Origin of the sequence: Eggerthella timonensis (assembly GCF_900184265.1) — a bacterium.
In the GTDB taxonomy this organism is placed as follows: Bacteria; Actinomycetota; Coriobacteriia; order Coriobacteriales; family Eggerthellaceae; genus Eggerthella; species Eggerthella timonensis.
In genome coordinates, this window is record NZ_FXXA01000002.1 from 3,754,240 (window position 1) to 3,776,854 (window position 22,615).

Annotated in this window: 23 protein-coding genes; 7 read left to right on the forward strand and 16 right to left on the reverse strand. The window is 66.9% G+C overall.

Going from position 1 to position 22,615, the window contains the following annotated elements:
* Nucleotides 1–26: 26 nt before the first annotated feature.
* Nucleotides 27–1,922 carry a flavocytochrome c gene (locus C1A15_RS16135; protein ID WP_101723511.1) on the reverse strand — a complete coding sequence of 632 codons (1,896 nt, stop codon included), beginning with the start codon at nucleotides 1,920–1,922 and terminating at the stop codon, nucleotides 27–29.
* A gap of 224 nt (nucleotides 1,923–2,146) precedes the next feature.
* On the opposite strand from C1A15_RS16135, the gene C1A15_RS16140 reads away from it, so the two are divergent.
* Complete coding sequence (locus C1A15_RS16140; RefSeq protein ID WP_101723512.1) at nucleotides 2,147–3,124, forward strand: FAD:protein FMN transferase; 978 nt, start codon at nucleotides 2,147–2,149, stop codon at nucleotides 3,122–3,124.
* Between the two features lie 6 nt (nucleotides 3,125–3,130).
* Here C1A15_RS16140 and C1A15_RS16145 read toward each other — a convergent pair whose 3' ends face one another.
* Together C1A15_RS16145 and C1A15_RS16150 are read right to left on the reverse strand one after the other, a co-directional pair.
* The gene (locus tag C1A15_RS16145) at nucleotides 3,131–4,543 is read right to left on the reverse strand and encodes a response regulator transcription factor (protein WP_101723513.1); all 1,413 of its coding nucleotides are present in this window, start codon (nucleotides 4,541–4,543) and stop codon (nucleotides 3,131–3,133) included.
* A gap of 169 nt (nucleotides 4,544–4,712) precedes the next feature.
* Nucleotides 4,713–5,057, reverse strand: a complete 345-nt coding sequence (locus C1A15_RS16150; RefSeq protein WP_101723514.1) for a Veg family protein — start codon at nucleotides 5,055–5,057, stop codon at nucleotides 4,713–4,715.
* A 291-nt stretch (nucleotides 5,058–5,348) separates the two neighbouring features.
* On the opposite strand from C1A15_RS16150, the gene C1A15_RS16155 reads away from it, so the two are divergent.
* On the forward strand, nucleotides 5,349–5,540 hold the full coding sequence (locus C1A15_RS16155; RefSeq protein ID WP_101723515.1) for a hypothetical protein: 192 nt from the start codon (nucleotides 5,349–5,351) through the stop codon (nucleotides 5,538–5,540).
* Here the strand turns inward: C1A15_RS16155 and C1A15_RS16160 are convergent, their stop codons facing one another.
* From C1A15_RS16160 to metG, 6 genes are all read right to left on the reverse strand, one after another.
* Nucleotides 5,541–6,485 carry a serine hydrolase domain-containing protein gene (locus C1A15_RS16160; RefSeq protein WP_101723516.1) on the reverse strand — a complete coding sequence of 315 codons (945 nt, stop codon included), beginning with the start codon at nucleotides 6,483–6,485 and terminating at the stop codon, nucleotides 5,541–5,543.
* A gap of 278 nt (nucleotides 6,486–6,763) precedes the next feature.
* Nucleotides 6,764–7,687 (reverse strand): 16S rRNA (adenine(1518)-N(6)/adenine(1519)-N(6))-dimethyltransferase RsmA, encoded by a 924-nt coding sequence (gene rsmA / locus C1A15_RS16165; protein ID WP_101723517.1) that lies wholly within the window; start codon nucleotides 7,685–7,687, stop codon nucleotides 6,764–6,766.
* Nucleotides 7,684–8,310: a flavodoxin family protein gene (locus tag C1A15_RS16170; protein WP_101723518.1), complete on the reverse strand. Its 627-nt coding sequence runs from the start codon at nucleotides 8,308–8,310 to the stop codon at nucleotides 7,684–7,686. Before C1A15_RS16170 ends, rsmA begins: the two co-directional genes overlap by 4 nt.
* Nucleotides 8,311–8,315: 5 nt before the next feature.
* Nucleotides 8,316–8,969: a TatD family hydrolase gene (locus tag C1A15_RS16175; RefSeq protein WP_101723519.1), complete on the reverse strand. Its 654-nt coding sequence runs from the start codon at nucleotides 8,967–8,969 to the stop codon at nucleotides 8,316–8,318.
* 18 nt (nucleotides 8,970–8,987) lie between these two features.
* Nucleotides 8,988–9,290, reverse strand: a complete 303-nt coding sequence (locus C1A15_RS16180; RefSeq protein ID WP_101723520.1) for a nitrate ABC transporter substrate-binding protein — start codon at nucleotides 9,288–9,290, stop codon at nucleotides 8,988–8,990.
* Between the two features lie 126 nt (nucleotides 9,291–9,416).
* Nucleotides 9,417–11,006 carry a methionine--tRNA ligase gene (gene metG / locus C1A15_RS16185; protein WP_101723521.1) on the reverse strand — a complete coding sequence of 530 codons (1,590 nt, stop codon included), beginning with the start codon at nucleotides 11,004–11,006 and terminating at the stop codon, nucleotides 9,417–9,419.
* Between the two features lie 380 nt (nucleotides 11,007–11,386).
* On the opposite strand from metG, the gene C1A15_RS16190 reads away from it, so the two are divergent.
* Together C1A15_RS16190 and C1A15_RS16195 are read left to right on the forward strand one after the other, a co-directional pair.
* A complete protein-coding gene (locus C1A15_RS16190) occupies nucleotides 11,387–12,697 on the forward strand; it encodes a lipase family protein (RefSeq protein ID WP_101723522.1) in 1,311 nt (436 codons plus the stop codon).
* 96 nt (nucleotides 12,698–12,793) lie between these two features.
* Nucleotides 12,794–13,138 carry a GIY-YIG nuclease family protein gene (locus C1A15_RS16195; protein ID WP_101723523.1) on the forward strand — a complete coding sequence of 115 codons (345 nt, stop codon included), beginning with the start codon at nucleotides 12,794–12,796 and terminating at the stop codon, nucleotides 13,136–13,138.
* 8 nt (nucleotides 13,139–13,146) lie between these two features.
* Here the strand turns inward: C1A15_RS16195 and C1A15_RS16200 are convergent, their stop codons facing one another.
* Both C1A15_RS16200 and C1A15_RS16205 read right to left on the reverse strand, forming a co-directional pair.
* A complete protein-coding gene (locus C1A15_RS16200; RefSeq protein WP_101723524.1) occupies nucleotides 13,147–13,398 on the reverse strand; it encodes a helix-turn-helix transcriptional regulator in 252 nt (83 codons plus the stop codon).
* A gap of 9 nt (nucleotides 13,399–13,407) precedes the next feature.
* Nucleotides 13,408–13,722 carry a DUF6442 family protein gene (locus C1A15_RS16205; RefSeq protein ID WP_101723525.1) on the reverse strand — a complete coding sequence of 105 codons (315 nt, stop codon included), beginning with the start codon at nucleotides 13,720–13,722 and terminating at the stop codon, nucleotides 13,408–13,410.
* 364 nt (nucleotides 13,723–14,086) lie between these two features.
* Between C1A15_RS16205 and C1A15_RS16210 the strand changes: the two genes are divergently transcribed.
* Nucleotides 14,087–14,968, forward strand: coding sequence for an alpha/beta hydrolase (locus tag C1A15_RS16210; RefSeq protein WP_245865064.1), 882 nt, complete (start codon nucleotides 14,087–14,089; stop codon nucleotides 14,966–14,968).
* Here the strand turns inward: C1A15_RS16210 and C1A15_RS16215 are convergent.
* From C1A15_RS16215 to rsmI, 5 genes are all read right to left on the reverse strand, one after another.
* Nucleotides 14,902–15,267, reverse strand: coding sequence for a hypothetical protein (locus C1A15_RS16215; protein WP_146001880.1), 366 nt, complete (start codon nucleotides 15,265–15,267; stop codon nucleotides 14,902–14,904). The genes C1A15_RS16210 and C1A15_RS16215 overlap by 67 nt on opposite strands.
* Before the next feature lie 66 nt (nucleotides 15,268–15,333).
* Complete coding sequence (locus C1A15_RS16220; protein ID WP_101723528.1) at nucleotides 15,334–16,755, reverse strand: DHA2 family efflux MFS transporter permease subunit; 1,422 nt, start codon at nucleotides 16,753–16,755, stop codon at nucleotides 15,334–15,336.
* Nucleotides 16,756–16,800: 45 nt separating this feature from the next.
* The gene (locus C1A15_RS16225) at nucleotides 16,801–17,394 is read right to left on the reverse strand and encodes a M48 family metallopeptidase (protein ID WP_101723529.1); all 594 of its coding nucleotides are present in this window, start codon (nucleotides 17,392–17,394) and stop codon (nucleotides 16,801–16,803) included.
* A complete protein-coding gene (locus C1A15_RS16230) occupies nucleotides 17,391–18,710 on the reverse strand; it encodes an MATE family efflux transporter (protein ID WP_245865065.1) in 1,320 nt (439 codons plus the stop codon). The genes C1A15_RS16225 and C1A15_RS16230 overlap by 4 nt, the downstream gene beginning before the upstream one ends.
* 54 nt (nucleotides 18,711–18,764) lie before the next feature.
* Complete coding sequence (rsmI, locus tag C1A15_RS16235) at nucleotides 18,765–19,616, reverse strand: 16S rRNA (cytidine(1402)-2'-O)-methyltransferase (protein ID WP_101723531.1); 852 nt, start codon at nucleotides 19,614–19,616, stop codon at nucleotides 18,765–18,767.
* A 384-nt stretch (nucleotides 19,617–20,000) separates the two neighbouring features.
* Between rsmI and C1A15_RS16240 the strand changes: the two genes are divergently transcribed.
* Nucleotides 20,001–20,813, forward strand: a complete 813-nt coding sequence (locus C1A15_RS16240; RefSeq protein WP_101723532.1) for an alpha/beta hydrolase — start codon at nucleotides 20,001–20,003, stop codon at nucleotides 20,811–20,813.
* 279 nt (nucleotides 20,814–21,092) lie between these two features.
* A complete protein-coding gene (locus C1A15_RS16245) occupies nucleotides 21,093–22,577 on the forward strand; it encodes an aldehyde dehydrogenase family protein (protein ID WP_101723533.1) in 1,485 nt (494 codons plus the stop codon).
* The last annotated feature ends 38 nt before the right edge of the window (nucleotides 22,578–22,615 follow it).

Below are 22,615 nucleotides of genomic sequence, written 5' to 3' on the forward strand. Positions count from 1 at the left end.
AACGAATTGAGCCCCGTCGCCGCCCGCTAAGCGTTCGCCACCGCCGAAGCGCCGGCGATGCGGCCGAACACGATGAGGTCGGTGAACGAGTTGCCGCCCAGACGGTTGCCGCCCTGCACGCCGCCCGTCACCTCGCCTGCTGCGAACAGGTTGGGAATGGGCTCGCCGGCTTCGGTGCACACCTGGGCGTCGGTGGTGATGCACAGGCCGCCCATGGTGTAGTGGATCGTAGGGATGCGCTTCGAGGCGTAGTACGCCGGGTCGGACAGCTCGGTGCCGAGCAGCTCCTTGCCGGGCGCGATCTGCGTGTCGGCGCCGGCGCGCACGCAGGCGTTGTAGCCGTCCACCGTCTCGGCCAGGGCGTCGGCCGGCACGCCGATCTGGTTCGCGAGGTCCAAGATATCGTCGGCCTTAAAGCTGTGCCCCTTCTCCACGAGCTCGGCGATCTGGTCGGCACGGTCGGACGCGATGTCGGTGGAGTCGACGAGCAGCCACATCTCGTCGTTCGGCTGCTCGAGGATGGCGTCGGCGATGGTGTCGCGGCGCTCGTCCTCGCGGATGAAGCGCTTGCCCTCGTCGTTGACCATGACGTAGTTCTCCACGCCCAGCCAGTTGCCCACGAACGTGGCCACGCCGCCGTTCTGCGGGTCGCCCAGCGGGTGGATCTGCACGAGCTCCATGTTGCGCAGGCCGGCGCCCACGCCTTCGCCGAGGCCCAGGCCGTCGCCCGTGGACGAGCACACGTTGGACGAGGGCATGTCCTTCGTCACGCGCTTGTCGTACTCCATGGCCAGCTCGGCGTTGCGGGAATAGCCGCCCGTCGCCAGCACCACCGACTTCGCGCGCACGGTGACCGCCGCGCCGCTCGAAGGCCGCGTGCCGCTGACGCCCGTCACCTCGCCGCCCTCTTCGGTGAGCTGCTCCACCTTCGCATCGGTGTACAGCGTGACCTTGCCGCTCTTGTCGGCGCAGTCCTTCAGGCACGACACGTAGTAGCTGCCGCCCTGATCGCCCTTGTTCTCAACCTCGACGGCATGGCCGCGCTGCCACAGACCGCCGATGGCCGTGAACGGCTCCTTCTCGTACACGAGGCCGTGATCCTCCATCCAGTGCACGGCGTCGAGCGCGTTGTCGGCGAGGATGCGCACGAGCGCGGGATCGCCCAGCTCGTCGCCGCCTTCGAAGGTTTGCTGGTAGAAGAAGTCGGCCGAGTCCTCGATGCCGAGGGGCTCCTGACGCTCGGGGTCGGGCGCGTTGAGCGTGCCCTCGCCGGCGTTCGTGTTGCCGCCGTAGATGTCCATCTTCTCGAGCATGACCACCGTCTTGCCGGCCTCGGCTGCGGTGACGGCCGCCGCGAACGCCGCGCCGCCGGAACCCACGATGCAGACGTCGCAGTCCTCGTCGATGGCCGCTGCAGGCTCGAGCCCCGTGTCGGCCTTCTTGAGCGCCTTCACGTCGCCGCCGGCCGCATCGACGCACTCGGCCACGGCCGTGGCGAAGGCCATGGACGACAGCGACGCGCCCGTGACGGTGTCGAAGTTGAGGCTTTGGGATGCGAGGTACTTGTCCTTGAGGATGTTGATGGCGGCGTCGCCGATGTTGCGGCTCTCCTCCTGCTCGACGTCGATGGCCTCCATGGCGTCGTCGGTGAACGTGACCTTCACGTTGATGGCGCCGTTGCGGCCCTCGGCGCTGGCCTCGTACGTGCCGGCCTTATAGGCTTGCGCGCCGGCGCTGCCGGTCGCGTCGGCTTTCGGCGAGCATCCGGCGAGACCGAGCATGGCCAGCGCCATGGTGGCGGCGCTGCCGCAAATGAACTGGCGGCGGTTCAGCTGAAGGCGCGTGCGCACGTTCGCCTCGATGCGGCTCATAGCCTCTTCCATGCGGGCACGGGCGGCGATTTCGTTCGGGTTCTGGATCATGGCTCCTCCTTGGTTCGATTCTGTTCCCTCACCTATTGGACGCGGCTTTGGCCGGGCCGCGGTCGGATCGCGGTCGGCTGGCGGGCGGGAAATCAGGGAGGGGATGCTCGCCGGCCGATCGCGATGGGTCCATGATGCAGCCGAAGCGAACGGCGGAACAGTACACGGACGGGGTGTTTTCGCAGGTTGCCCCATGACACGAACCGGGTGATATACTGTGCGGCATGGAATATCACGACGCATACGACCCCATCCCGCTCGAGGACGTGCACGAGACGCACGGGCCCAACGACGCGGGCATGATGACGCATCAGTTCTACGCGTTCAACACGATCATCACCTTGCAGGCCTACGCCGATTCCACGCAGTGCGCCCCCGCGTTCGATGCCGCGCGCGCCGCGAGCCGCGCGTTCGAGCGCCGGCTATCGCGCACGCTGCCGCACTCCGACATCTCGCGGCTGAACGCGGCCGCGGGAGAGCGCGTGGCCGTCCACGACGACACCGCCGAGCTGCTGCGCGCCGCCAGCGGGTACTGCGCCGACAGCGAAGGGCTGTTCGACGTCACCGTGGGCTCGGTGGTGCGGCTGTGGAACTTCCACGAGGGCGTCGTGCCCGAGCGCGCCGACGTGGAGCGGGCGCTGGCGCACGTGGACTGGAGGGCGCTGCGCGTGAGCGAGGTCGGAGAGCGCGGCGCATCGTGGGCGCAGCTGGCCGACCCGCAAGCAGCCGTGGACGTGGGCGGCATCGCGAAAGGGTGGATCGCCGACCAGCTGGCCGCGCTGCTGGCGCAGCATGGGCTGGACGCGTTCGTGGTGAACCTGGGCGGCAACGTGATGGCTCATGGGCAGAAACCCGACGGCAGCCCGTGGCGTGTGGGGCTGCAGGACCCGCGCGACAAGAACGCCATCGTGGGCGCCGTGGCCGTGCGCGACGCCTCGGCCGTGACGAGCGGGGTGTACGAGCGCTGCTTCGAACGCGGCGGCGCGCTCTACCACCACATTCTCGACCCGAAGACGGGCTTCCCTGCGACAACCGACGCCGCAGGGGCTACCGTGGTTGCACGCCGTTCGATCGATGCCGAAGGCTATTCAACCACCCTGCTCGCCCTGGGCATCGAACGCGGCATAGCCTTCGCCCGCGAGCGCGAGACCATCCTGGGAGCGTGGTTCGTCGACCGGGACGGAACGGTACACGAGGCGTAGCTCGCCCTACCCCCGTGCGATCAGGTCCAATATCTCCTGCTTCGAGTGGACATCGAGCTTGGCGTAGATGTGCTTCGAGTGGGAGCGCACGGTGTTCTCGCTGATGAACAGGCTTTCCGCGATGTAGCTTTTCGAGCGGCCCTTGCACAGCAGCTGCAGCACCTCCACCTCGCGCGCCGTCAGGCCCCGCTCGGCGCCCAGGCGCTCGCAGCCCTCGTCGATATGCGCGAACATCGATTGCTCGGGGGTGGGGCCCTCGAGGTCGGCGAAGATGCGGCGCTGCGAGAAGTTCCCCTCGTTGAGCGCGAACACGGCGGCGATGGTCAGCAGGTACGCCAGCACCTGCAGCACGGTCGCTCCCACGCCGTGCACGCCCTCCAGCTTTCCGGCCACCTCGCCCAGGGCGAACGGCAGCGAGTAAGCGATCCACCCTGAGCCGAAGATGACGTAAGGCGACGTGCGCGAATGGTGTGCCACGTCGGCCAGCATCGTCCAGAACAGCATGACCACAAGCGTCTGCGCGATGGAGATGAGCACGAGCGCCCAACCCGCCCACGCCGACCCGATAACGGGCAGGAAGAACAGCCCCGTGGCCGTGAACAGCAGGATCGCCCGCCACAGGCTGGAGAAGCGCAGCAGACCGCCCTTCGCGAACACCCACCACAGCACGCACAGCGCCACGGCGATCTCGGCTCCGTGGTGCACTGTCGTCATCATCCAGAACGGCGTGTGATCGGCCTCGATGGGCATGCCCTGGATCACGCCGATGATCAGGCTGTACGCAGCCACGCCGAACAGGATCTTCCACGGGATGGACGTGGGGTTCTCGTCGTAGAACAGCCGTGGCGCGCGCTCTACCGGCGGCTGCTTGCGCTGCGCGCGGCGCGCCAGGGCAGCCGAGACGAAGGGCAGCGCCATCAGCACGACCGCCGCCGGGACGGGCGGCAGCAGGTCGATGGGCACCTTGAGCGCAGATCCCACGGCCATGGCGCAGAAGATGCAGGCGATGGCATCGCGGATGTCGAGCTTCGCGTAGAACGGCGCCCATTGCAGGTACAGCCACGCCACGCCGATGCCCGCCGCGATCGCGGCCGCCGTGGCACCGACGGCTCCCGTGACGGGAAGCGGCACCACGAGCAGCAGGGTTGCCGCCGCCTGCAGCGCGGCCAGGGGCCAGTCCAGCTTGGGCGCGACGCTGCTCGCCTTCCCCTTCCAAGCGAGCAGCATCACCGCCAGCATGAACGCCGACAGCGCACTGTAGAGCGGGATGCCGGTGACCACGCCGCCGAAGTCGAGTCCCGCGCGATGCGCCACGCAGTAGATCCACACATGCGGCGCGCAGATGCCCAGGTACGACACGTCGAAATGCCGCAGCACGTACGGCAAGCGCACGCCTTCCTTCGCCTGGTCTTGCGCCACCGCCCCTCCTCTGCGTCGGTTTTCGCGCCGGTCCCGATTCGGCCTCGGCTTTCATTCCGCTATTTTAAACGCTGACCTCGCCGCGCGGCAGAGGAACTCTCCCCAGAATGCAAAACGGGTGCCGCAACCGCGACACCCGTGCCATTGCCGGAACCGGCCCTAAACGCCGTTAGGACAGGACCTTCTCCTCTTCCTGCTCGTCCACGCTGTCCGCCGCGGGCATGCCTTCGGCGGATTCCGGCACGAACGGCTCGAACAGCGGCTCGCCGTTCTGGGACAGCTCCACCATGCCCGTCAGCACGTCGACGTACTGGTAGGACTGGCGGGAGGTGCGGCCGCGCTTGCGATCCACCTCGAGGATGAAAAGCTGCGGGTGCACCTGCATGAGAACGCCTTCGCTCTCGACGATTTTCGAACGACCCATGTTGGCCCGAACTTTCAGGCGTTGACCGACGAAGTCATGTAACGTATCATGAATGGAGTCGACGATTTTGGCTTGTTTCGCTAAATCCATGCTCACTCTTTCTCGCGTATGCCAGTGTGCAGAAATGACAGCCTAAAATTATACCACCTAAGTCAATACTCTACAGAATCTGCACGGATTGTCCCCAAATCCATAACAATTGCGTGCCGCTGCATGCGAGAATCCCCAGATGAGATACGCGGTTCCCTCCCTCCTAAAACAACAGTTGAAACGACGAGGCACGACGCAATCGCGGAATGCCGTCTGCGGACGGAGCCCGAGCGTCGCACCGCGCGCATGCTAGAATGAGGCGCACATGACGACGCGCGAAAGGACAGGCTCGTGAGCTCGAAGGAGCACAAGCAGAAGAAAGCCGCGAAGAAGAAGGCGAAAGCGGCGAAGGCGGCTGAAGCCGTCGCGCTGGAAGGCTGCGCGTGCCCCTGCTGCAAGAAGCACTGCCCCCTTGCGAAGCCCAAGTGCGGCAAAGGCAAGGCCGTCCGCGCGAAGAAGCTCGAAAACGCGAAGGTGCGTTAGCTACCCGAAAGCAGGCTCGATGCTTGTCCTGATGAGGTCGATGCGGTCTTTCGGGCGGGGTTTGAACAGCGATGCGATGGCCACGACGAGACCCTTCTTCCGATTGAAGTAGATGCAGGTGCCGCCATCGCCGAGGGCCGCGCAGGCTCCCTCGCCAGCGTCGACGATCCACCACAGGTAGCCGTAGCCCCGGTCGATCTCATTCCAGCGCGCATACTCGCGCAGGCACTCGTCGAGCCAAGCCCGCGACACCAGCTGACGACCGTCCCAGATGCCGCCGTCGAGGCACAGCTGGCCGATCTTCGCCATGTCGCGCGGCGTGAGCGTGAGGCCCCAGCCCGCCGTGTTCACTCCTTGCGGGTCGGCCACCCAGCCGCTGATGCCCTTCGCTTTGTTGAACGCGAGCTGCTCTTCCTTGCTCCCGAATGTGATGCTGCCCTCAACCTCGATGCCGAGCGGGCCGAAGAGACGCTCCTGCGCGAAGGCGAGCACCGGCCGACCCGTCGCCCGCACGAGGATGCCCGAGAGGATGTCGGGGCCGATGATCGGCGCGTAGCGGAACTCCCCCACCGCCCCCTTGCCGCCCAGCAGGTCGAGCGAGGCGCGCACCCAGTCGTCGCTCGTGAAGTACTTCGTGTAGGGAGCGGAGCGGTACTTGTACGGCGCGGTCATCGTGAGCAGATCGCGCACGGTGATGCGCTGGATGGTGCATTCGCCCCGCTTGACCGCGTAGTCCGGGAAGAAGTCGAGCACGCGCTGGTCGACGCTTTCGAGGAGGCCTTCGTCCAGCGCGATGCCGTACAGCAGCGCGATCACGCTTTTCGTAACCGAGAACACGTGCACGGCGGTTGCGGAATCGCACCCGTTGTCGTACGACTCGTGCGCCACCGCGCCGTTTTCGAGCACGACGATGCCGGCGATATTGTCGTCTAACCGATAGTCCATAAGAGCCCCTTTCGCTTGAGTTTCCCCAGCTTAAGGGCATTAAAAATAGAATGCAACCGGAAAAGCGGGCGCGAACGGCGCACCGAATTGCAGGGCTATGTGATGCAAAATCGGGTTTTTGGCAATCTGCTTCGGGTTTCGGCACCGCGAAGCGAACCTCGTCTCGAAGAAACCCCCGGTCGTGATTCTTCCAGCACGGTCAGAGAACCCGCAGCACCCGACGAAATTGCCAAAAACCCATTTTTGCATCATATCGAGGCGCGATTTCGCGCACAAGGTCAGGCTGGCGAACCGAGCTGCTGGTAGGCCCTTCCCAGGCGCACGAATGCGGGGAGGTCGAGGGTCTCGCCGCGAAGCTTGGGGTCGATTCCGGCACGTTCGAACAGCTCAGGGAGCTGCGCGATGACGCGCGCGCCCTGCGGGCCGTGGCCGGCGAAGTAGGTCTTGCACGAGTTCGACAGCGTCTTTCGCCGCGTGGCGAACGCGGCCTCGGCCATGGTGCTTGCGGCGGCTATGGCGTCCGCATCGAGCTGCACGCCGTCGTCGTCGAACACCGGACGGCGATCGAGGCGCAGCACGGCGCTTTCGACGCGCGGCGGCGGGAAGAAGTTGCCCGGCCCCACGCCGAAGCGACCCCTCGGCTCCACGTGCAGGCGCAGCTTCACCGTGTAGGCGCCGTAGGTCTTCGTGCCCGGGCAGGCAGCCATGCGGTCGGCCACCTCCTTCTGCACCATCACGGTGGCGCTTTCGAGCGACGCGAACTGCTCGAAGTAGTCGAGCACCACGGTGGCGGCCACCGCGTAGGGCAGGTTCGCCACGAACTTGTTGGGCAACGCGCCCGACGGGGCGCCGGCCACGCGCAGGTCGTCCATCGTCAAATCGAGCGCATCTTTGCCGATCAGGGAGAAGCGGTCGGACCAGGGCGCGAGCGTCTCCGCCAGCACGGCTGGCAGGTCGGGGTCGCGCTCCACCGACAGCACGCGCCCGGCGCATCTCAGCAGCGCGATGGTGAGCGTGCCGATGCCCGGCCCCACCTCCAGCACGTAGTCGTCGGGCGCGAGATCGGCGAGCGCGACGATCTTCTGCAAGATGGCGTCGTTGATGAGGAAGTTCTGGCCGAACGAGTACTTGGTGGACAGGCCGTGCGCCTCCAGGACGGCGCGCGTCTGAGACACGCTGGCCAACGGCGAAAGCTTCGTCATCGGACGCCGCCGGTGCCAGCCCCGAGCGGGAACGTGCCCTCGGGACCCGTGCACGTGTACGCCGAAGCGGGGTGCACACGGCCGCCCTCGAACACGTCGGCACCCGAGGGAAGCGCGCCGTCGGCGCCGACGAGGCCCACCCAATCGTGCACGGATTCCAATGCGAAGCCCGCCACGGCCAGCGCCGAGCGCACCTCGCCCACAAGCGGGCCGAACCCGTGCGGGTCGCCCCCCTCGCCCACCACGTACAGGCTGGCCGGGCGCTTGGGCTTGGCGCGCCAGTTGGCGTAGAAGTACGGCTGCAGGCGGTCGAGGAATGCCTTGAGCTGGGACGGCGCGCCCGCGAAATACACGGGAGACACAACCACGAGCTCGTCGCAGGCGTTCAGCATCTCGCGCACGCGTAGCATGTCGTCGGAGATGATGCAGTACAGCTCGTGGCGGCCCTTGTTGCTCGCGCACGTCTCGCACCCCGTGCACGGGGAGATGCGGACGTCCGCAAGCGACACGAGGTCCACGCGATCGCCGGGGTCGGCCTCTTCGAACGCGAAGCGGACGGCCTCCGCAACGCCCGCGCTGCGCCCCCGCGCCCGGGGGGAACCGCTGATGATGAGTCGCTTCACAAGCGTCACGCTCCTTTGTTCTTCTGCCAGGCGGTCGCCGGGCGGTCCAGCAGTTCGCGCGCGTTGGCCATGAGCTGGGCGAGGAACTCCTCGCGCTGCGCCCCGGGAGCCCGCCCGCACACCTCGGCGAGCCGCTCGGCCGTGAACAGCACGTGGTCGGGCAAGCAGGTCATGCCGCGCATGGGTTCGGGCGTCATGTACGGCGCATCGGTTTCGGTGAGCAGGCGGTCCGCCGGCACGCGGGCCGCAGCCTCGCGCACCTCGTCCGCGTTCTTGAACGTGAGCGCCCCGCCGAACGCCACGTAGCATCCTGCCTCCACCCACGGCTCGAGCGTGGCCCAATCGAGGTTGAAACAGTGCAGCAGGGTACCCGCCTCGGGGAAGCCCTCCTCGCGCATGATGGCCAGCGCCTCGTCGTGCGCCTCGCGCAGATGCAGCGCGATGGGCAGCCCCGCCTCCTTCGCCAGGCGGATCTGGCGACGGAAGGCCGTGCGCTGGTCGTCGCGCGGCGAGAAGTCGTAGTGGTAGTCGAGGCCGATCTCCCCGAGCGCCGCCACGCGCGGGTCTTTAAGACGGCGGCGCAGCTCGTCTTCGAGGCCGTCGTCGTAGAACTTCGCGTTATGGGGATGGCAGCCGACGGCGATGCGAACCCGCGGCACGCGCGGGAAGGGGTCGCTTCACGTCCAGCCGACGAAGCGCTTGGCCGCGGCGGCGGCCTCGAACCGCCACGAGTTCAGACGGTCGAACGTGGTGGAGCCGTCCTCGAACACGTCCACGATGGTGCAGACGAACTCCACCTGATGCGCCGCGCAGCGCGCGAGCGCGTAGTACGGGTCGGGCAGCAGCTGCAAATGCGTGTGCGTGTCCGCCACCGGCCCTTCGAGCTGCGGGGCGTCGACCACACGGTACGTGCCGCGCTTGCGCTTCTGGCGGAACAGCGGGTCGTCGAAGACGGGCTCCGCGCTCTGTTCGTCGGTCATGGTCGCGTCCTTTCTGCATCGCGGGTCAAGCCTAGTCGGAGAGGGGCGCCCTCGGATGTGAGACTCGTGCGAGGGCGCGCCGCAACGTCGAGCGGTTCCGGCGGCCGGCTGGCCGCCGGAGCGAGATTACGCCATCGACAAATCGACGGCGTCCATGTCCAGGCGCGGGAACAGGGGGTCGCCGATCTCCACCGGGTTGCCGGCGGGCAGCTGGCCCCAAGCCGTGGCCGCCTCGATGTCGGTCACGGCAGTCACGTCGCCCAGCGACAGGCGACGGAACACCTCGGCCGACGTGAACGGCATGAGCGGCGCCATGTACAGCGCGATGATGCGGATGGCCTCAAGCGCGTTGTAGATGACCTCGGCCAGCTCGGCTGCGGTCTCCTCGCTCTTCGCGAGGTTCCACGGCGCGCTCTCCTCCACGTAGAGGTTCACGCGACCGGCCAGCTTCTGCACCGCAGCGGCGGCGCGAGTGAAGTCGGCGGCGCCCAGAGCGGCGTCGTATTCGGCGTACAGCTCGTCGGAGATCGCGCGCAGCGGATTCTCCTTCGCCCGCGTCTCGGCGGGCACCTCGGGCACCAGGCCGTCGAAGTACTTCTTCGTCATGTTGAACACGCGGCTGCAGAGGTTGCCCCAGGTGTTCGCCAGATCGGCGTTGTACACCTGCACCATGCGCTCCATGGAGATGGAACCGTCGGCGCCGAACTGCACGTCGCTCATGAAGTAGTAGCGGTACGCGTCCACGCCGAACACCTTGCACAGGTCGGCCGGCAAAAGCCCGTTGCCCTTCGACTTCGACATCTTCTCGCCCTTCGTGAGCAAAAAGCCGTGGCCGAACACCGTGTGGGTGATGGGCATCCCGGCCGCCATGAGCATGGCCGGCCAGATGACGCAGTGGAAGCGCGTGATGTCCTTGCCCACGAAGTGGTACTGCATGGGCCAGCGCTCGTCGAACTCGCCGGCGCGCTCGCCCTCGTCGCCGTAGCCGATGCCGGTGAGGTAGGCCAGCAGCGCATCGGCCCACACGTAGGCCACATGCCCCTCGTCGAACGGCAGCGGCACGCCCCAGTCGAACGTGGAACGGCTGATGGAGAGGTCCTTCAGGCCGCTCTTCACGAACGAGACGATCTCGTTCTTGCGCGTCTCGGGACGGATGAAGTCGGGGTTTTCCTCGTAGAACGCGAGCAGCTTGTCGCCGAACTCGGACAGCTTGAAGAACCAGTTCTCCTCGCCGCCCGCCTTCTGCACGGGACGCTTGCAGTCGGGGCACACGAGCTGCCCCTCCTCGTTCTTCTCGAGGTCGCTCTCGGCGTAGTACGTCTCCTCGTGCACGCAGTACCAGCCCTCGTAGCTGCCTTTGTAGCACCAGCCCTTGTCGTAGAGGTCCTGCCAGAACTTCTGCACCGTGACGGCGTGGCGCGGCTCGGTGGTGCGCACGAAGTCGGTGTACGTGATGCCCAGCATGTCCCACGCCTCGCGGAACGCAGGCTCCATGGAGTCGCACCAGGCTTGCGGGGTCATGCCTTTGGCGGCGGCCGTGTCGGCCACCTTCTGGCCGTGCTCGTCCATGCCCGTGACGAACGCGACATCGTAGCCGTTCATGCGCTGGTAGCGCGCCACGGTATCGGCGGCGATGGTGGTGTACGCCGTGCCGAGGTGCGGGGCCGCGTTGACGTAGTAGATGGGGGTGGTGAACGAGTAGGTTCCCTTTGACATGGTGATTCCTCACATCTCGGGGCCGCGCGGCGCATGATGCCTCGTCGGCCGGTTTTCGAGCGCGTTCGCGGATGATGCGGCGCGCTTGGACAGAACCGCCCGCCAGCGCTTGTTCGTTGTCGAGCGGCAACTGGCTATTGTAGCACGAAGGCAGCCCACGCTCGGCTGTCTGCGCAGATCGCACGTGAATGTTTCACGCTGGAACGCCGCGCCTTACTTCAAGGTGGCCCGAACCTTAAGAAATGCTTACAGCACGCTTAAGTTTCACTTGCGTTGTGTGAGGATCGGTCACCAAGGCGGCACGGCACCGTATACTGGCTGCAACGAAGGTTACCCGATCGCTGGCGTCCGACAGCATCCCATTGGCGAAGGAGGAGTGCATGCAGACGAATCCCGTGCGACGTTTCGCCTCGGTGCTCGGCTCCCTGCTCGGATGCTTCCTCCTCATCGCCCTGTTCATGGTGCAGCTGCGCTACATGGGTTACGAGTCGGGGCTCGTTCCCGTGGCGCACGCCGACACGAGCGTCGACGTCGCGTACGCGTCGCCGAGCCCGCGCAGCACCGTCACCGCCGAATACTGCAGCGAAGTGGTGGCCGCCCTCGACCCGGCCAACCCCTCGGGACGCACGTCCACGCAGATGACGTTCGACGACTCCTGGTTCTTCCACGATGCCCGCACCTACCAGCACGACCTGGCCACGGCCTGCTCCGTGCTGGCGGCGGTATGCAATTCCGAATCGCAGTACTACGACGGCGTGGCCGGGTCGGTGCCTTACGCCGAGCGGACGCTGGGCGCGCTCGGGTTCCACGACGTGCGCACCGAGTCGTACGCGATGCGCAGCAGCATCCTCGACGAGGTCAGCTCGTTGCTGGTGGGGTCGAGCGACGTGGCCGCGTACACGCTGGCCAGCAAGACCATCGCCTCCGAGCAGGACGGACAGCCCGTCACGCTGCTGTTCGTGGGCATCCGCGGCACGTACGGCGCGGAATGGCTCAGCAACTTCAACTTCTTCGGGCAAAGCGCAGGCGAAGCCGACCATCGCGGGTTCAAAGCCGCCGAGGAGGAGGTCGAGGAAGCCCTGCGCTCCTATGCGCATGAGCTGGGCGTCGACCCGGCCCATACGCGCATCCTCATCACGGGACACAGCCGCGGCGGGGCCATCGCGAATCTGCTGGCCGCCGATCTCGACGTGCCCGAAGACGACGTCTCGGCGCTGGCGCCCTCGTCGGGCATCTACGCCTACACGTTCGCCGCCCCGTGCGCCACACGCGCGACCGACCGGCACGACGAGGCGTTCGGCAACATCTTCAACGTGGTGAACGAGGCGGACGTCGTCACGCAGCTGCCGCTCTCTTCATGGGGCTTCGGTCGCTACGGCTCCAAGGTCACGCTGCCGAGCGCTTCGAGCGTCGGCTTCGATGACTCGTACGCCGTCGTGCAGACCGCCTACGAACGCAACACCGGTTACGCGCTGGGATGCGACGAGGACGCGTTGGCCGCGCTGAGCGCGTTCGGGTCGACGGCGTCCAACCACGTGCCCACCCTCGACGTACTGGCCAGCCCGCTCGGCATCATGGGCGCCGTGCAGTCGTTCATCGGCCTCGACCTGTCGGACGCGCTCACCGCCCACTACCCCGATACGTACATCGCCTGGATGCAGGCCGGCTCCGCGCACGCCGTCGTCGCTTGACGCGCGGCCGCGCGGGCGTGCGAACGCCTGGCGTCGACGATCCGTAGATTGCGCCGCAGCACCGCATGCGATACCGTAGTCTGCGAGGTGATACGCATGAAAACCGACCGACGCAAAGAATTGCGTGATGCATACAAGAACCGCCGCCCCGACATGGGCGTGGTGGAACTGCGCTGCCTCGCCACGGGCGAGCGCTTCCTGGGCACCACCCGCGACGCGGCCAAGGAGCTCAACAGCCTGCGAGCCAAGCTGGACGGAGGCGGGCACCCGAACCGCCAGCTGCAGCAGCTGTGGAACGGGCACGGCGAAGACGGCTTCGCGTTCGCCGTGGTGGACACGCTCGAGTACGACGATCCGGAAGAGGTGACCGCCGACGATCTCGACGCGCTGCGCGAGCTGCTGCTGGCCGACGATCCCGCCGCCCGCAAGATCTGGAAGTGAGCGGCGGCTTATTCGAAGTAGAACAGGTCCTCGAACTTCTTGTCGAGCGCGATGCATAGGACGAGGGCGAGCTTCGCCGTGGGGTTGAACAGCCCCGTCTCGATGGACGAGATGGTCTGGCGCGACACGCCAACGAGCTGCGCGAGCTCGAGCTGCGAGAGCCCCGCCTCGGCGCGCGCCGCTTTCAACCGGTTGCACAGCTCGAGCTCGCCGTCGTTGTCGTGCACGTCGTCGAACCCGAGGGACGGTAGTTTGATCATCAGGCAGCCCTACATCGTGGCGAGGACGTGGTGGACGATCATGCCGAGAACCGCGAGCGTCACCAGGATGCCCACCCCAAGCGCTGTTTTGTAGCGAAGTTGGTAATACTGGTAGAAGTTCATGGCCGCAACGCCCGACATGACGATGGCGAACGACACGTCCGTGCTCTGGCCGTGAAGGGAATCCCACACGAACAACGGCGCCCACACCACCAGCATCACCGTGACCATGACGTAGCTTGCTCGCCACTGCATCAGCTTGAACCGTTCGTCCACGTTCCCATTGTCGCGGCGGTTTTTCTCGAGGATCTCGTCCTTGTCCATAAGAACCTCCTTCTTGAGGCGGGTGCCCTTCGCTTCGTGCACGCTTGAACAGCGTGGGCGCAAAACAGGTGCCCTGACAAAGTTGCTTTTGGCAAACTTGGATATGAGGCAGGCAGGAGGTCTTGCGACCTGGGAAAACGGAGATCGTCTTCCCAATCCATCGGGATCAGCCGCCCCAAACCCCGCCTCACTTTGTCATGGGGCGCACTTTGCGCCCAACTTCGGCAAACCACGCGTCCGCGCTCTCTTGTTATGACAAGTTTTCTTATCACAGTGCCAAGTATACTTGGCATGATTGCGAAATGCAAGCTAAGCGTTGCGAATCCGGAACGGCATTCGCGCTTCTTTTGCTACCATGCTCGTCATGGAAACGAACGACCCCGCATCTTCACCCGAAACCGTCGACGCCGCCGCCCGGCGCGGCAAACCGCGCACGCTCGTCGTCGTGCTGGTTGCCCTCGGCATCCTGCTGTGCGTGCTGGCGGCCGCGTTCCTCGCGTACGCGAGCGACTCGTACCACGACCTGGACGCGAACCATCGCAACCTCGTATCCACCGAGACGCTGCCCGTCCAGCAGGGCGACGGCTACCTGGCGTTCGGCGACCCGAACGCGGAGATCGGGCTCGTGTTCTACCCGGGCGCGAAAGTGGAGTACAGCGCGTACGCGCCGCTCATGCGCGATCTGGCGGAGCGCGGCTACCTGGCCGTGGTGGTGCAGATGCCGTTCAACTTCGCCTTCTTCGACATCAACGCCGCCGACCGCGTGCGCGCGGACTTCCCCGCCGTCGAAACGTGGTGGGTGGGCGGCCATTCGCTGGGCGGCTCGATGGCGGCGCAGTACGCGGCCGACCATGCCGACGACGGCGCACTCGACGGCCTCGTGCTGCTGGGTTCCTACTCCGCGAGCGACCTATCGGACACCGACCTGGGCGCGATCTCCCTGTACGGCTCGAACGACCAGGTGCTCAACCGCGCCAAGCTCGAGGACAACGCCCACCTGCTACCCAAGGGAGCTGAAACCGTGGAGATCGAAGGCGGCAACCATGCGAGCTTCGGCACCTACGGCCCGCAAAACGGAGACGGAGAGGCCACCATCACCCCCGCCGACCAGCAAACCCAAACCGCCGACGCCATCGACGCTTACATACGGAGCCTCACTCCCAAGGACAGCGAGGCCGATCAGCCCATCTTCACGAACCCGAGCGAGTACGAAACGATCCAGAACACGAGCGCAACCGCCGCGTAAACGCGCATGGGGCTCGACGCCTTCCCGTCTTTGCGATGACGCATGACGAACACGAGGTCCACCACCATGAGCGCGAGCGCGGTGTAGCCGATCCATCCATGGAAATCGGCCGGGATGATGCCCTGCGCTTGGACCATCATGCAAACCGTCGCAACCGCGTCGCACACGACCGCCACGGTTTGCATGATGACGTTGCGCTTCTTCACCGTGCCCGTGATCACCGTCATCAAGATGCCCACCACGTACAGCACCAACGCCGTGGTCGCAAGCAGCGCCCCGATCATAACCGGAATCGGCATACGCCTTCCCTTCTCTCGGTTTCTCCCCGCCCAGTATACGCTCGTGCCGATCGCTTCCCCATCGGGCTAATTCCGATGCAGCCGCGTTTTCCGCGGCAGAAACGCCATCCCGGCGATGAAGCCCGCCACGATGAGCGCCGCTTGCACCTCGAAGCTCACGCCGAAGCCGAAAGCGTCCACACCCAGCTCGTTGGCCGACGTCCAGGCCATGACGGCGATGAGCGCCGACGACGAGAGCGCGCCGAATATCTGGCGGAACGACGTGATGATGGCCGTGCCCTGCGCGATGTCCTCGAGAGGCAGCGCCGCGCAGGCGTGGGCGGTCATCGGCATCATGAGACACGCGACCCCCACGGTGCGCACGCCGTACAGCACGGTCACCGCCCACTCGGGGGTGCTCGCGTCGCACGCCGCGAACGCCAGCGTGCCTGCCGCCATCACGATGCTCCCTACCACGATGAGGGGCCGCGCGCCATGGCGGTCGAGCAGCCGTCCCGTCACCGGGTTCAAGAACCCCAGCAGCACCGCGCCCGGCAGGATGGTCAGCCCCGAAACCGTGGCGCTGCCGCCCTGCACGTCCTGCACGAACAGAGGCACCATGATGGACCCGGCCATGAACGCCATCTGCGACACCATCACGAGCATCGTCGACACGGCGAACGTGCGATTGCGGAAGCACGAGAGCTTGAGCAGGGGATGCGCGATGCGCAGCTGGCGGCGAGCGAACGCGAAGAGCGCCCCGGCCCCGCCCGCGAGCGCCGCCAGCGACACAAGGTCGAAGGTGCCGTCGGACTCCATCACCGTCGTGCCCAGCATGATGGCGCAGAAGCCCACCGTGTACAGCAGGCCCGACGGCGCATCGAAGCGCTCGCGCGGCCCTTCGCGCTTCACCGCGTCGGTGAGCACGAAGAACGAGAGCGCCACGACGACGACCGTCACCGCGCCCAGCACCACGAACACCGACCGCCAGCCCCAGAAGTCGATGAGAAAGCTCGACACGGTGGGCCCGATGGCGGGCGCGAAGCCGATGATGAGGCCCACGAGGCCCATCGCGCGGCCGTACTCGCTTTTCGGATACACCGACAGCGCCACCACCTGGATGAGCGGCAGCGCGATGCCCGCGCCTCCCGCTTGCAGCAGGCGCGATATCAGCAACAACGGGTAGTTCGGAGCCACGAGCGCGGCGGCGCAGCCGACGACGAAGCACATCATGGAGGCGATGAACAGGTTCTTCGAGTTGACGCGGTGGACGAGGTACGCCGTCATGGCCGAGATGAGGCCGAGCGTGAAGATGTAGGACGTGGTGAGCAGCTGGCCGAGCGAGGCGTTCACGCCGTACTCGTGCATGATGGTGGGCAGCGCGGCGATCATCATGCTCTGCGAGATGCACGCGGCGGTGGTGCCGGCCATCATGACCGCGAGCACCACGGTGCGCTGCCGTTTCGGCAGCCCATCGACCTCCTGATCTGTTGGGTTCGCTTGCTCCATACTTCCATGATAGCAGCGTGCGCAAGGGGGGGGGGCGAGCCCTCCCTACCGCAGCTTCGCGCGGCGGGTGCGCCAGTCGGGCATGAACGCGTCCATGAGGGCCTTGAAACGCGGGCCGTGGCCGCGCTCCAGCAGGTGGCACAGCTCGTGGACCACCACGTACTCGAGGCATTCGGGCGGGTAGAGCGCGAGGCGCACGTTGATGCAGATGCGACCCGTGGACGGCTGGCAGCTGCCCCAGCGGCTCGTCATGTTGCGGTACGCCAGCGTGCCCGCCTTCACGCCCATGATGGGCTCCCACGCCTCCACGAGCGCGGGAACGCACGCCTCCACCACGGCGCGCCACGCCGCCACCTGCTCCGGCGCAGCCTCGGCCGCCACGGCGGCCGGCGATGCGGCGACCTGGGCGAGCTTCGCGTCGATCCACGGGCGCTTCTCGCGCACGAACCGCTCCACGTCCCGATCGCGCACGTACGTCGGAGCCGACACCTCCACGAAGCCGCCGCTGCGATGAATGCGCAAGTTGAGGTTCTTGATGCGTTTGCGTGTGAGCCGCACGACCAGGCCGTCCACCACGAGCTCGATGGGCGGCTGCGACGCCTGCGCTTGCGAGCGCGCCGAACGCGCCCGCGGGCTCATGGGGCCACCGCCCGCGGCTCGCGCGCGCCGCGCACGAACCGCACGAGGAACGCGGCGGTCAGCGCGAACGTGGCCGCTTCGGCAGCCGGGAACGTGGCCCACACGCCCGCCATGCCGAACAGCGCCGCCAGCGCTGCAGCGAACGCGAGCATGGCCGGGAGCCCGCGCACGATGGAGATGGCCAGGCCGCGCGCCGGCTTCTCCACCGCGCTGAAGAACGCCGCCGCCACGATGTTCGCCCCCGCGAAGAAGTACCCGAGGAAGTACACCCGCATGCCGTCCACGGCGAGCGCGGTGAGCTGCGGGTCGTTGTCGCGATTGAACGCGAGCGCCAGCGGCTCGGCGGCAAGCGCCACCGCCGCGTACGTGACCGCGGCGATGACGAGGGCCGTCAGCAGCGCCAGGCGCAGCACCGCGCGCACGTCGCGGGCGTTGCCACGCGCGTACGCGTTGCTGGCCAGCGGCTGGATGCCCTGCGCGATGCCCACGAACAGGGCGTTCGCCACGAACGCGAAGTTCGCCACCACCCCGTAGGCCGCCACGCCGATGGTGCCCTCGAACGCGAGGATGACGAGGTTGAGCACGAGCAGCACGAGGCCGCCCGACAGCTCCACCACGAACGACGAGAACCCGAGCGCCGCGATGTGTCCCATCAGCCGCGCGCGCAAACGCAAGCGCACCGGGCGGAACGTGTTCTTCCGCCGCAGGAAGTGGACCGACAGCACGGCCAAGCTCATGAGCGGTGCGAACCCCGTGGCGAACGCCGCCCCGAACATGCCCCATCCGAAGCCGAAGATGAACAGCGCGTCGAGCGCGATGTTCCCGAGGCTTCCCACGAGCATGGCCGCCATGGACAGCTGCGGGCTGCCGTCGTTGCGCACGAACGGCAGCAGCACGTTGTTCAGCAGGAACAGCGGGGCGAACGCGAAGATGGTGCGCAGGTACGTCTCGGTCAGCGGCAGCGTCGCCTCGTCGGCGCCGAGCAGCGACGACAGCGGCGCAGCGAACGCCTCAACCCCTACGAGCAACACTGCCGCAGCAGCGCCCGCCATGACGAGCGCCGTGGAGAACACGCGGTTCGCCCCCGCGCGATCGCCGCGCGCGGAGCACACTTGGAACTCGGTGGCCGCGCCGATGCCCAGCATGAGGCCCGTGGCCTGCAGCACCGTGTACAGCACGATGGAGAAATTGAGCGCCGCGAGGCCGTCCGAGCCCACCCCGTTCGCGATGAAGAACGTGTCCGCCAGGATGTACGCCGACAGGCCCACCATGCCCAGCACGTTGAGCGACACGTAGCGCGCGAACGGGCGCGTCATCGACGAGGCGCCGTCTCCGATCGCTCTGTTCGCCCCGCGCGGCATGCCTGTCGCCTACGCTCCCAGCGCGATGTCGTACGCAACGTTGCGCGCGACGCCGAACTCCTCGGCGATGGCGCGCGCGATCTCCTTGTTGCGCGCACCTGCGGCCTTGAGCTCGACGGCCCGCTCGCGCGCGGCGGCTTCGGCGTCCTGCTCGGCAGCGGCGTCCTCGGCGGCGCTCGGGCCTTCGATCACGAGCACGATCTCGCCCTTGATGCCCGCGCCCTCCCGCTCGCGCGCCGCGAACACGTCGCGAACCTGCGGCAACGGGCCGCGCACCACTTCCTCGTGCAGCTTCGTCAGCTCGCGGCACACGGCGATCTCGCGATGCGGCAGCACGGCTGCGAGCGCGTCGAGGGCGGCCACGAGGCGGTTCGGGCTCTCGTAGAACAACAGCGCCGCGTCGAGCGCGCGCAAGCTCTCCACCGTAGCGCGCCGCTCGGCATCCTTGCGCGGGAAGAAGCCGCCGAAGTAAAAGCGCGGGTTCGCGCTGCCGCTGGCCACGTACGCCGTCGCCGCGGCGGTGGGGCCCGGGAGCACCTCAACCGGCACGTCGGCCTCGCGGGCCGCGCGCACGAGGCGCAGCCCCGGATCCGACACGCCCGGCATGCCGGCGTCCGAGCAATAGGCGATCATCTCGCCCGCGCCGACGCGCTCCACGAGCGAGGCAGCGCGCTCGCCGATGAGCGCCTCGTCCAGGCGTTCGAGGCGCTTCTCGATACGATAGGCGGCCAGCAGCTTGCCCGTCACGCGCGTGTCTTCGGCACACACGACGTCGGCCGTGCGCAGCGCTTCGAGCGCACGCTCGGTCATGTCGCCCAGGTTGCCGATGGGCGTCGGGCATATGATGAGCTTGCCGGCCATGTGAATCCCTCCGCTGCTGCGTTTGCTGTGGCCTACATTGTCGGGCATGCGGGCCGCCTTGGCAAACGTGCCGTCGACGCGCCCGACGGAATGGACACAAGCAGGCGCCGCCAGATTCGCATCCTCTTGGCACAGATCGCACGATATGAACGATTTTTTGCAGCCTTTCGCACTTCTTGAAGAGCATATATCAGCAAATCCCCAGGTGGCGTTTCAACGTCGTCCTCGAGAATCGTTCATACCGTGCGATCTGTGCCAAGAGTGCATCGCCTCCCCGCACCGCACCGGCGAGCAAAGGAATCGCGTGGTATCCTTGGCGAGCGGAGCACCCGCCGCTCGCGCTACAATGTTCGCAGCATATCGACCCGAGAGAAGGGATTGCGCATGCAGCAGCAACTGACGAAACAGACCTCTGAAGGCTTCCTGCTGGTCGGGCGCATCGACGCGCCGGAGCGACCGAAGGCGGCAGTCGTCATCGTCCACGGCCTGTGCGAGCACTTCGGACGGTACGACTACGTGGCGGAACGGCTGCTGGAGGCAGGGTACGCCGTCGTGCGCTTCGACCATCGCGGACACGGACGATCCATGGGGAAGAAAGTGTGGTACGACGATCGCATGCAGATCGTGTCCGACACCGACTTGTTCGTCGAGGAGGCGCGCGCCCAGTTCCCCGGGCTGCCGGTGTTCATGATCGGCCACTCGATGGGCGGTTTCGGCACTGCCAGCTACGGCACCGCGCATCCCGGCAAGCTGGCCGGCTACGTGCTGTCGGGCGCCTGGACACGCGACCATGCGGGCCTGGCCTCCGGCGCGGTCGATCAGGGGCTCGATCCCGAGACGTACCTGCCCAACGAGCTGGGCGACGGCGTATGCTCCGACCCCGCCGTGGGCGAGGCGTACCTGGCCGACCCCTTCGTGATCAAGGAGTTCTCAGTGGCGCTGCTGCGCGCCGTGCACGACGGCCATCTCTGGCTGCGCGAGCAGGCCGCCGCGTTCGCCGACCCGGTCATCCTGCTGCACGGCGCCGACGACGGCCTGGTCGATCCGCAGGACAGCATCGACATGTTCCGCGAAGTCTCGTCGGTGGACAAGTCGCTTCGCATCTACGCGGGCCTGCGCCACGAGATATTCAACGAGTTCAAGAAGGATCGCGTCATCCGCGACGCCGTCGAGTGGCTCGACGATCACCTCGGGTAGCGCGTGGCGCAAGCATCGGGCCCTCGCTCTTGCACGAGCGAGGGCCGCTCATGCAATGACAGGCGAGCCGCAGGGAGCTGCTAACTCCCCACGGCTCTCGGACTCGCTTCGGCGGTTCGGATTTCTTAGCGCGGTCCCGGTTCGTCCTCTTGGGACGACCGGGGCTTATCTTTCGGGTGCCTGGCGGGCAACCGTTTGCTTTCGAGCGCATGCAGGTCGCGAGCGCCTCTCGCGCGCTTTCTATACTGGAAGCAAACCCGCGAGAACCGGAGGCATCCCATGACCGCATCTTCCACCCCTCCCCGTCCCTACGACAGCCTCGACAAGCTCTACATCGCCGGCACCTGGCGCGACGGCGGCAGCGGCGAGCAGGCCCAGGACGTGAATCCCTACAACCAGGACGTCCTGGCCACCCACGTGCTGGCCGATCGCGCCGACGTCGACGACGCATACGCCGCCGCCGAGCGCGCCCAACGCGAATGGGCCGCCGCCGCTCCCGCCGAGCGCGCCGGCGTGCTTCGTCGCGCCGTCGAGCTCTTCGACGCGCGCCACGACGAGTTGGTGGCGTGGTGCCAGCGTGAATCGGGAAGTATCCGCGCGAAAGCCGAGTTCGAGGTGGGCGCGGCACGCAACATCACCGAGGAGGCGGCGTCGTTCCCTTATCGCATGCACGGCGATATCTTCGCTTCCGACACGCCGCACACGGAGAACCGCGTCTATCGCCAACCGCTGGGCGTCGTGGGCGTCATCAGCCCCTGGAACTTCCCGATGAACCTGTCGAACCGCTCGGTGGCCACGGCGCTAGGCTGCGGCAACGCCGTGGTGCTCAAGCCCGCCAGCGACACGCCCGTCACGGGCGGTCTGCTGCTGGCGAAGATATTCGAGGAAGCAGGGCTGCCGGCCGGGCTGCTGTCGGTGCTCATCGGGCGCGGCGGCGAGATCGGCGACTACTTCGTGGAGCATCCCGTGCCGAAGCTCATCACGTTCACCGGCTCCACCGCGGTTGGTCGCGGGATCGGTGCGAAGACGGCCGGCGGCAAGCACATCAAGCGCGTGGCGCTCGAGCTGGGCGGGAACTGCCCGCTCGTGGTGCTCGACGACGCCGACGTGGCCCGCGCCGTGGACATCGCCATCATCGGCCGCTTCCTGCACCAAGGGCAGATCTGTATGAGCACGAACCGCATCATCGTGGACGCGTCGCTCGTCGACGAGTTCACTGAGCGCTTCGTCGACCGCGCCGCCAACCTCGTGTGCGGCGACCCGCTTGACCCGAAGACCGACATCGGCCCCATCATCAACGAAGCCCAGCTCACCGACCTCCTCCAGAAGATCGAGCGCGCGCAGCAGCAGGGCGCCGAAACGCTGCTGGGCGCCGAGCCCGACGGCCTCGTGCTGCCGCCCGTAGTGTTCGGCAGCGTCGTTCCCGCATCCGACATCGCGATGCAGGAGAGCTTCGGCCCGCTTGCGCCCATCATCGCGGCGCACGGCGAGGAGGAGGCGCTGAAACTCGCCAATATGAGCGACTACGGCCTGTCGTCCGCCGTCGTGGGCGGCGACGTAGAGCGGGCCACCGCGTTCGCGCTCAAGATCGACGCCGGCATGACGCACGTGAACGACATGACCGTGGCCGACGAGCAGCACGTGCCCTTCGGCGGCGAGAAGAACTCCGGCCTCGGCCGCTTCAACGGCCGCTGGATCCTCGAGGAGATGACGCGCACCCACTGGACGAGCGTGAGCCACGCCCCGCATCCCTATCCGTTCTAGGAATTGACGCCGCTCCCGCTTGTGCACTAAGCGAACAG

Bases quoted from the DNA above. Each gene is read 5' to 3' on its own strand.
- rsmI (WP_101723531.1), bottom strand. From the start codon at position 19,616: ATGGCCGGCAAGCTCATCATATGCCCGACGCCCATCGGCAACCTGGGC.
- C1A15_RS16230 (WP_245865065.1), bottom strand. From the start codon at position 18,710: ATGACGCGCCCGTTCGCGCGCTACGTGTCGCTCAACGTGCTGGGCATG.
- C1A15_RS16215 (WP_146001880.1), bottom strand. From the start codon at position 15,267: ATGCCGATTCCGGTTATGATCGGGGCGCTGCTTGCGACCACGGCGTTG.
- C1A15_RS16160 (WP_101723516.1), bottom strand. From the start codon at position 6,485: ATGGACTATCGGTTAGACGACAATATCGCCGGCATCGTCGTGCTCGAA.
- metG (WP_101723521.1), bottom strand. From the start codon at position 11,006: ATGTCAAAGGGAACCTACTCGTTCACCACCCCCATCTACTACGTCAAC.
- C1A15_RS16245 (WP_101723533.1), top strand. From the start codon at position 21,093: ATGACCGCATCTTCCACCCCTCCCCGTCCCTACGACAGCCTCGACAAG.
- C1A15_RS16140 (WP_101723512.1), top strand. From the start codon at position 2,147: ATGGAATATCACGACGCATACGACCCCATCCCGCTCGAGGACGTGCAC.
- C1A15_RS16195 (WP_101723523.1), top strand. From the start codon at position 12,794: ATGAAAACCGACCGACGCAAAGAATTGCGTGATGCATACAAGAACCGC.
- C1A15_RS16205 (WP_101723525.1), bottom strand. From the start codon at position 13,722: ATGGACAAGGACGAGATCCTCGAGAAAAACCGCCGCGACAATGGGAAC.
- C1A15_RS16150 (WP_101723514.1), bottom strand. From the start codon at position 5,057: ATGGATTTAGCGAAACAAGCCAAAATCGTCGACTCCATTCATGATACG.
- C1A15_RS16200 (WP_101723524.1), bottom strand. From the start codon at position 13,398: ATGATCAAACTACCGTCCCTCGGGTTCGACGACGTGCACGACAACGAC.
- rsmA (WP_101723517.1), bottom strand. From the start codon at position 7,687: ATGACGAAGCTTTCGCCGTTGGCCAGCGTGTCTCAGACGCGCGCCGTC.
- C1A15_RS16135 (WP_101723511.1), bottom strand. From the start codon at position 1,922: ATGATCCAGAACCCGAACGAAATCGCCGCCCGTGCCCGCATGGAAGAG.
- C1A15_RS16190 (WP_101723522.1), top strand. From the start codon at position 11,387: ATGCAGACGAATCCCGTGCGACGTTTCGCCTCGGTGCTCGGCTCCCTG.
- C1A15_RS16240 (WP_101723532.1), top strand. From the start codon at position 20,001: ATGCAGCAGCAACTGACGAAACAGACCTCTGAAGGCTTCCTGCTGGTC.
- C1A15_RS16210 (WP_245865064.1), top strand. From the start codon at position 14,087: ATGGAAACGAACGACCCCGCATCTTCACCCGAAACCGTCGACGCCGCC.
- C1A15_RS16225 (WP_101723529.1), bottom strand. From the start codon at position 17,394: ATGAGCCCGCGGGCGCGTTCGGCGCGCTCGCAAGCGCAGGCGTCGCAG.
- C1A15_RS16180 (WP_101723520.1), bottom strand. From the start codon at position 9,290: ATGACCGACGAACAGAGCGCGGAGCCCGTCTTCGACGACCCGCTGTTC.
- C1A15_RS16220 (WP_101723528.1), bottom strand. From the start codon at position 16,755: ATGGAGCAAGCGAACCCAACAGATCAGGAGGTCGATGGGCTGCCGAAA.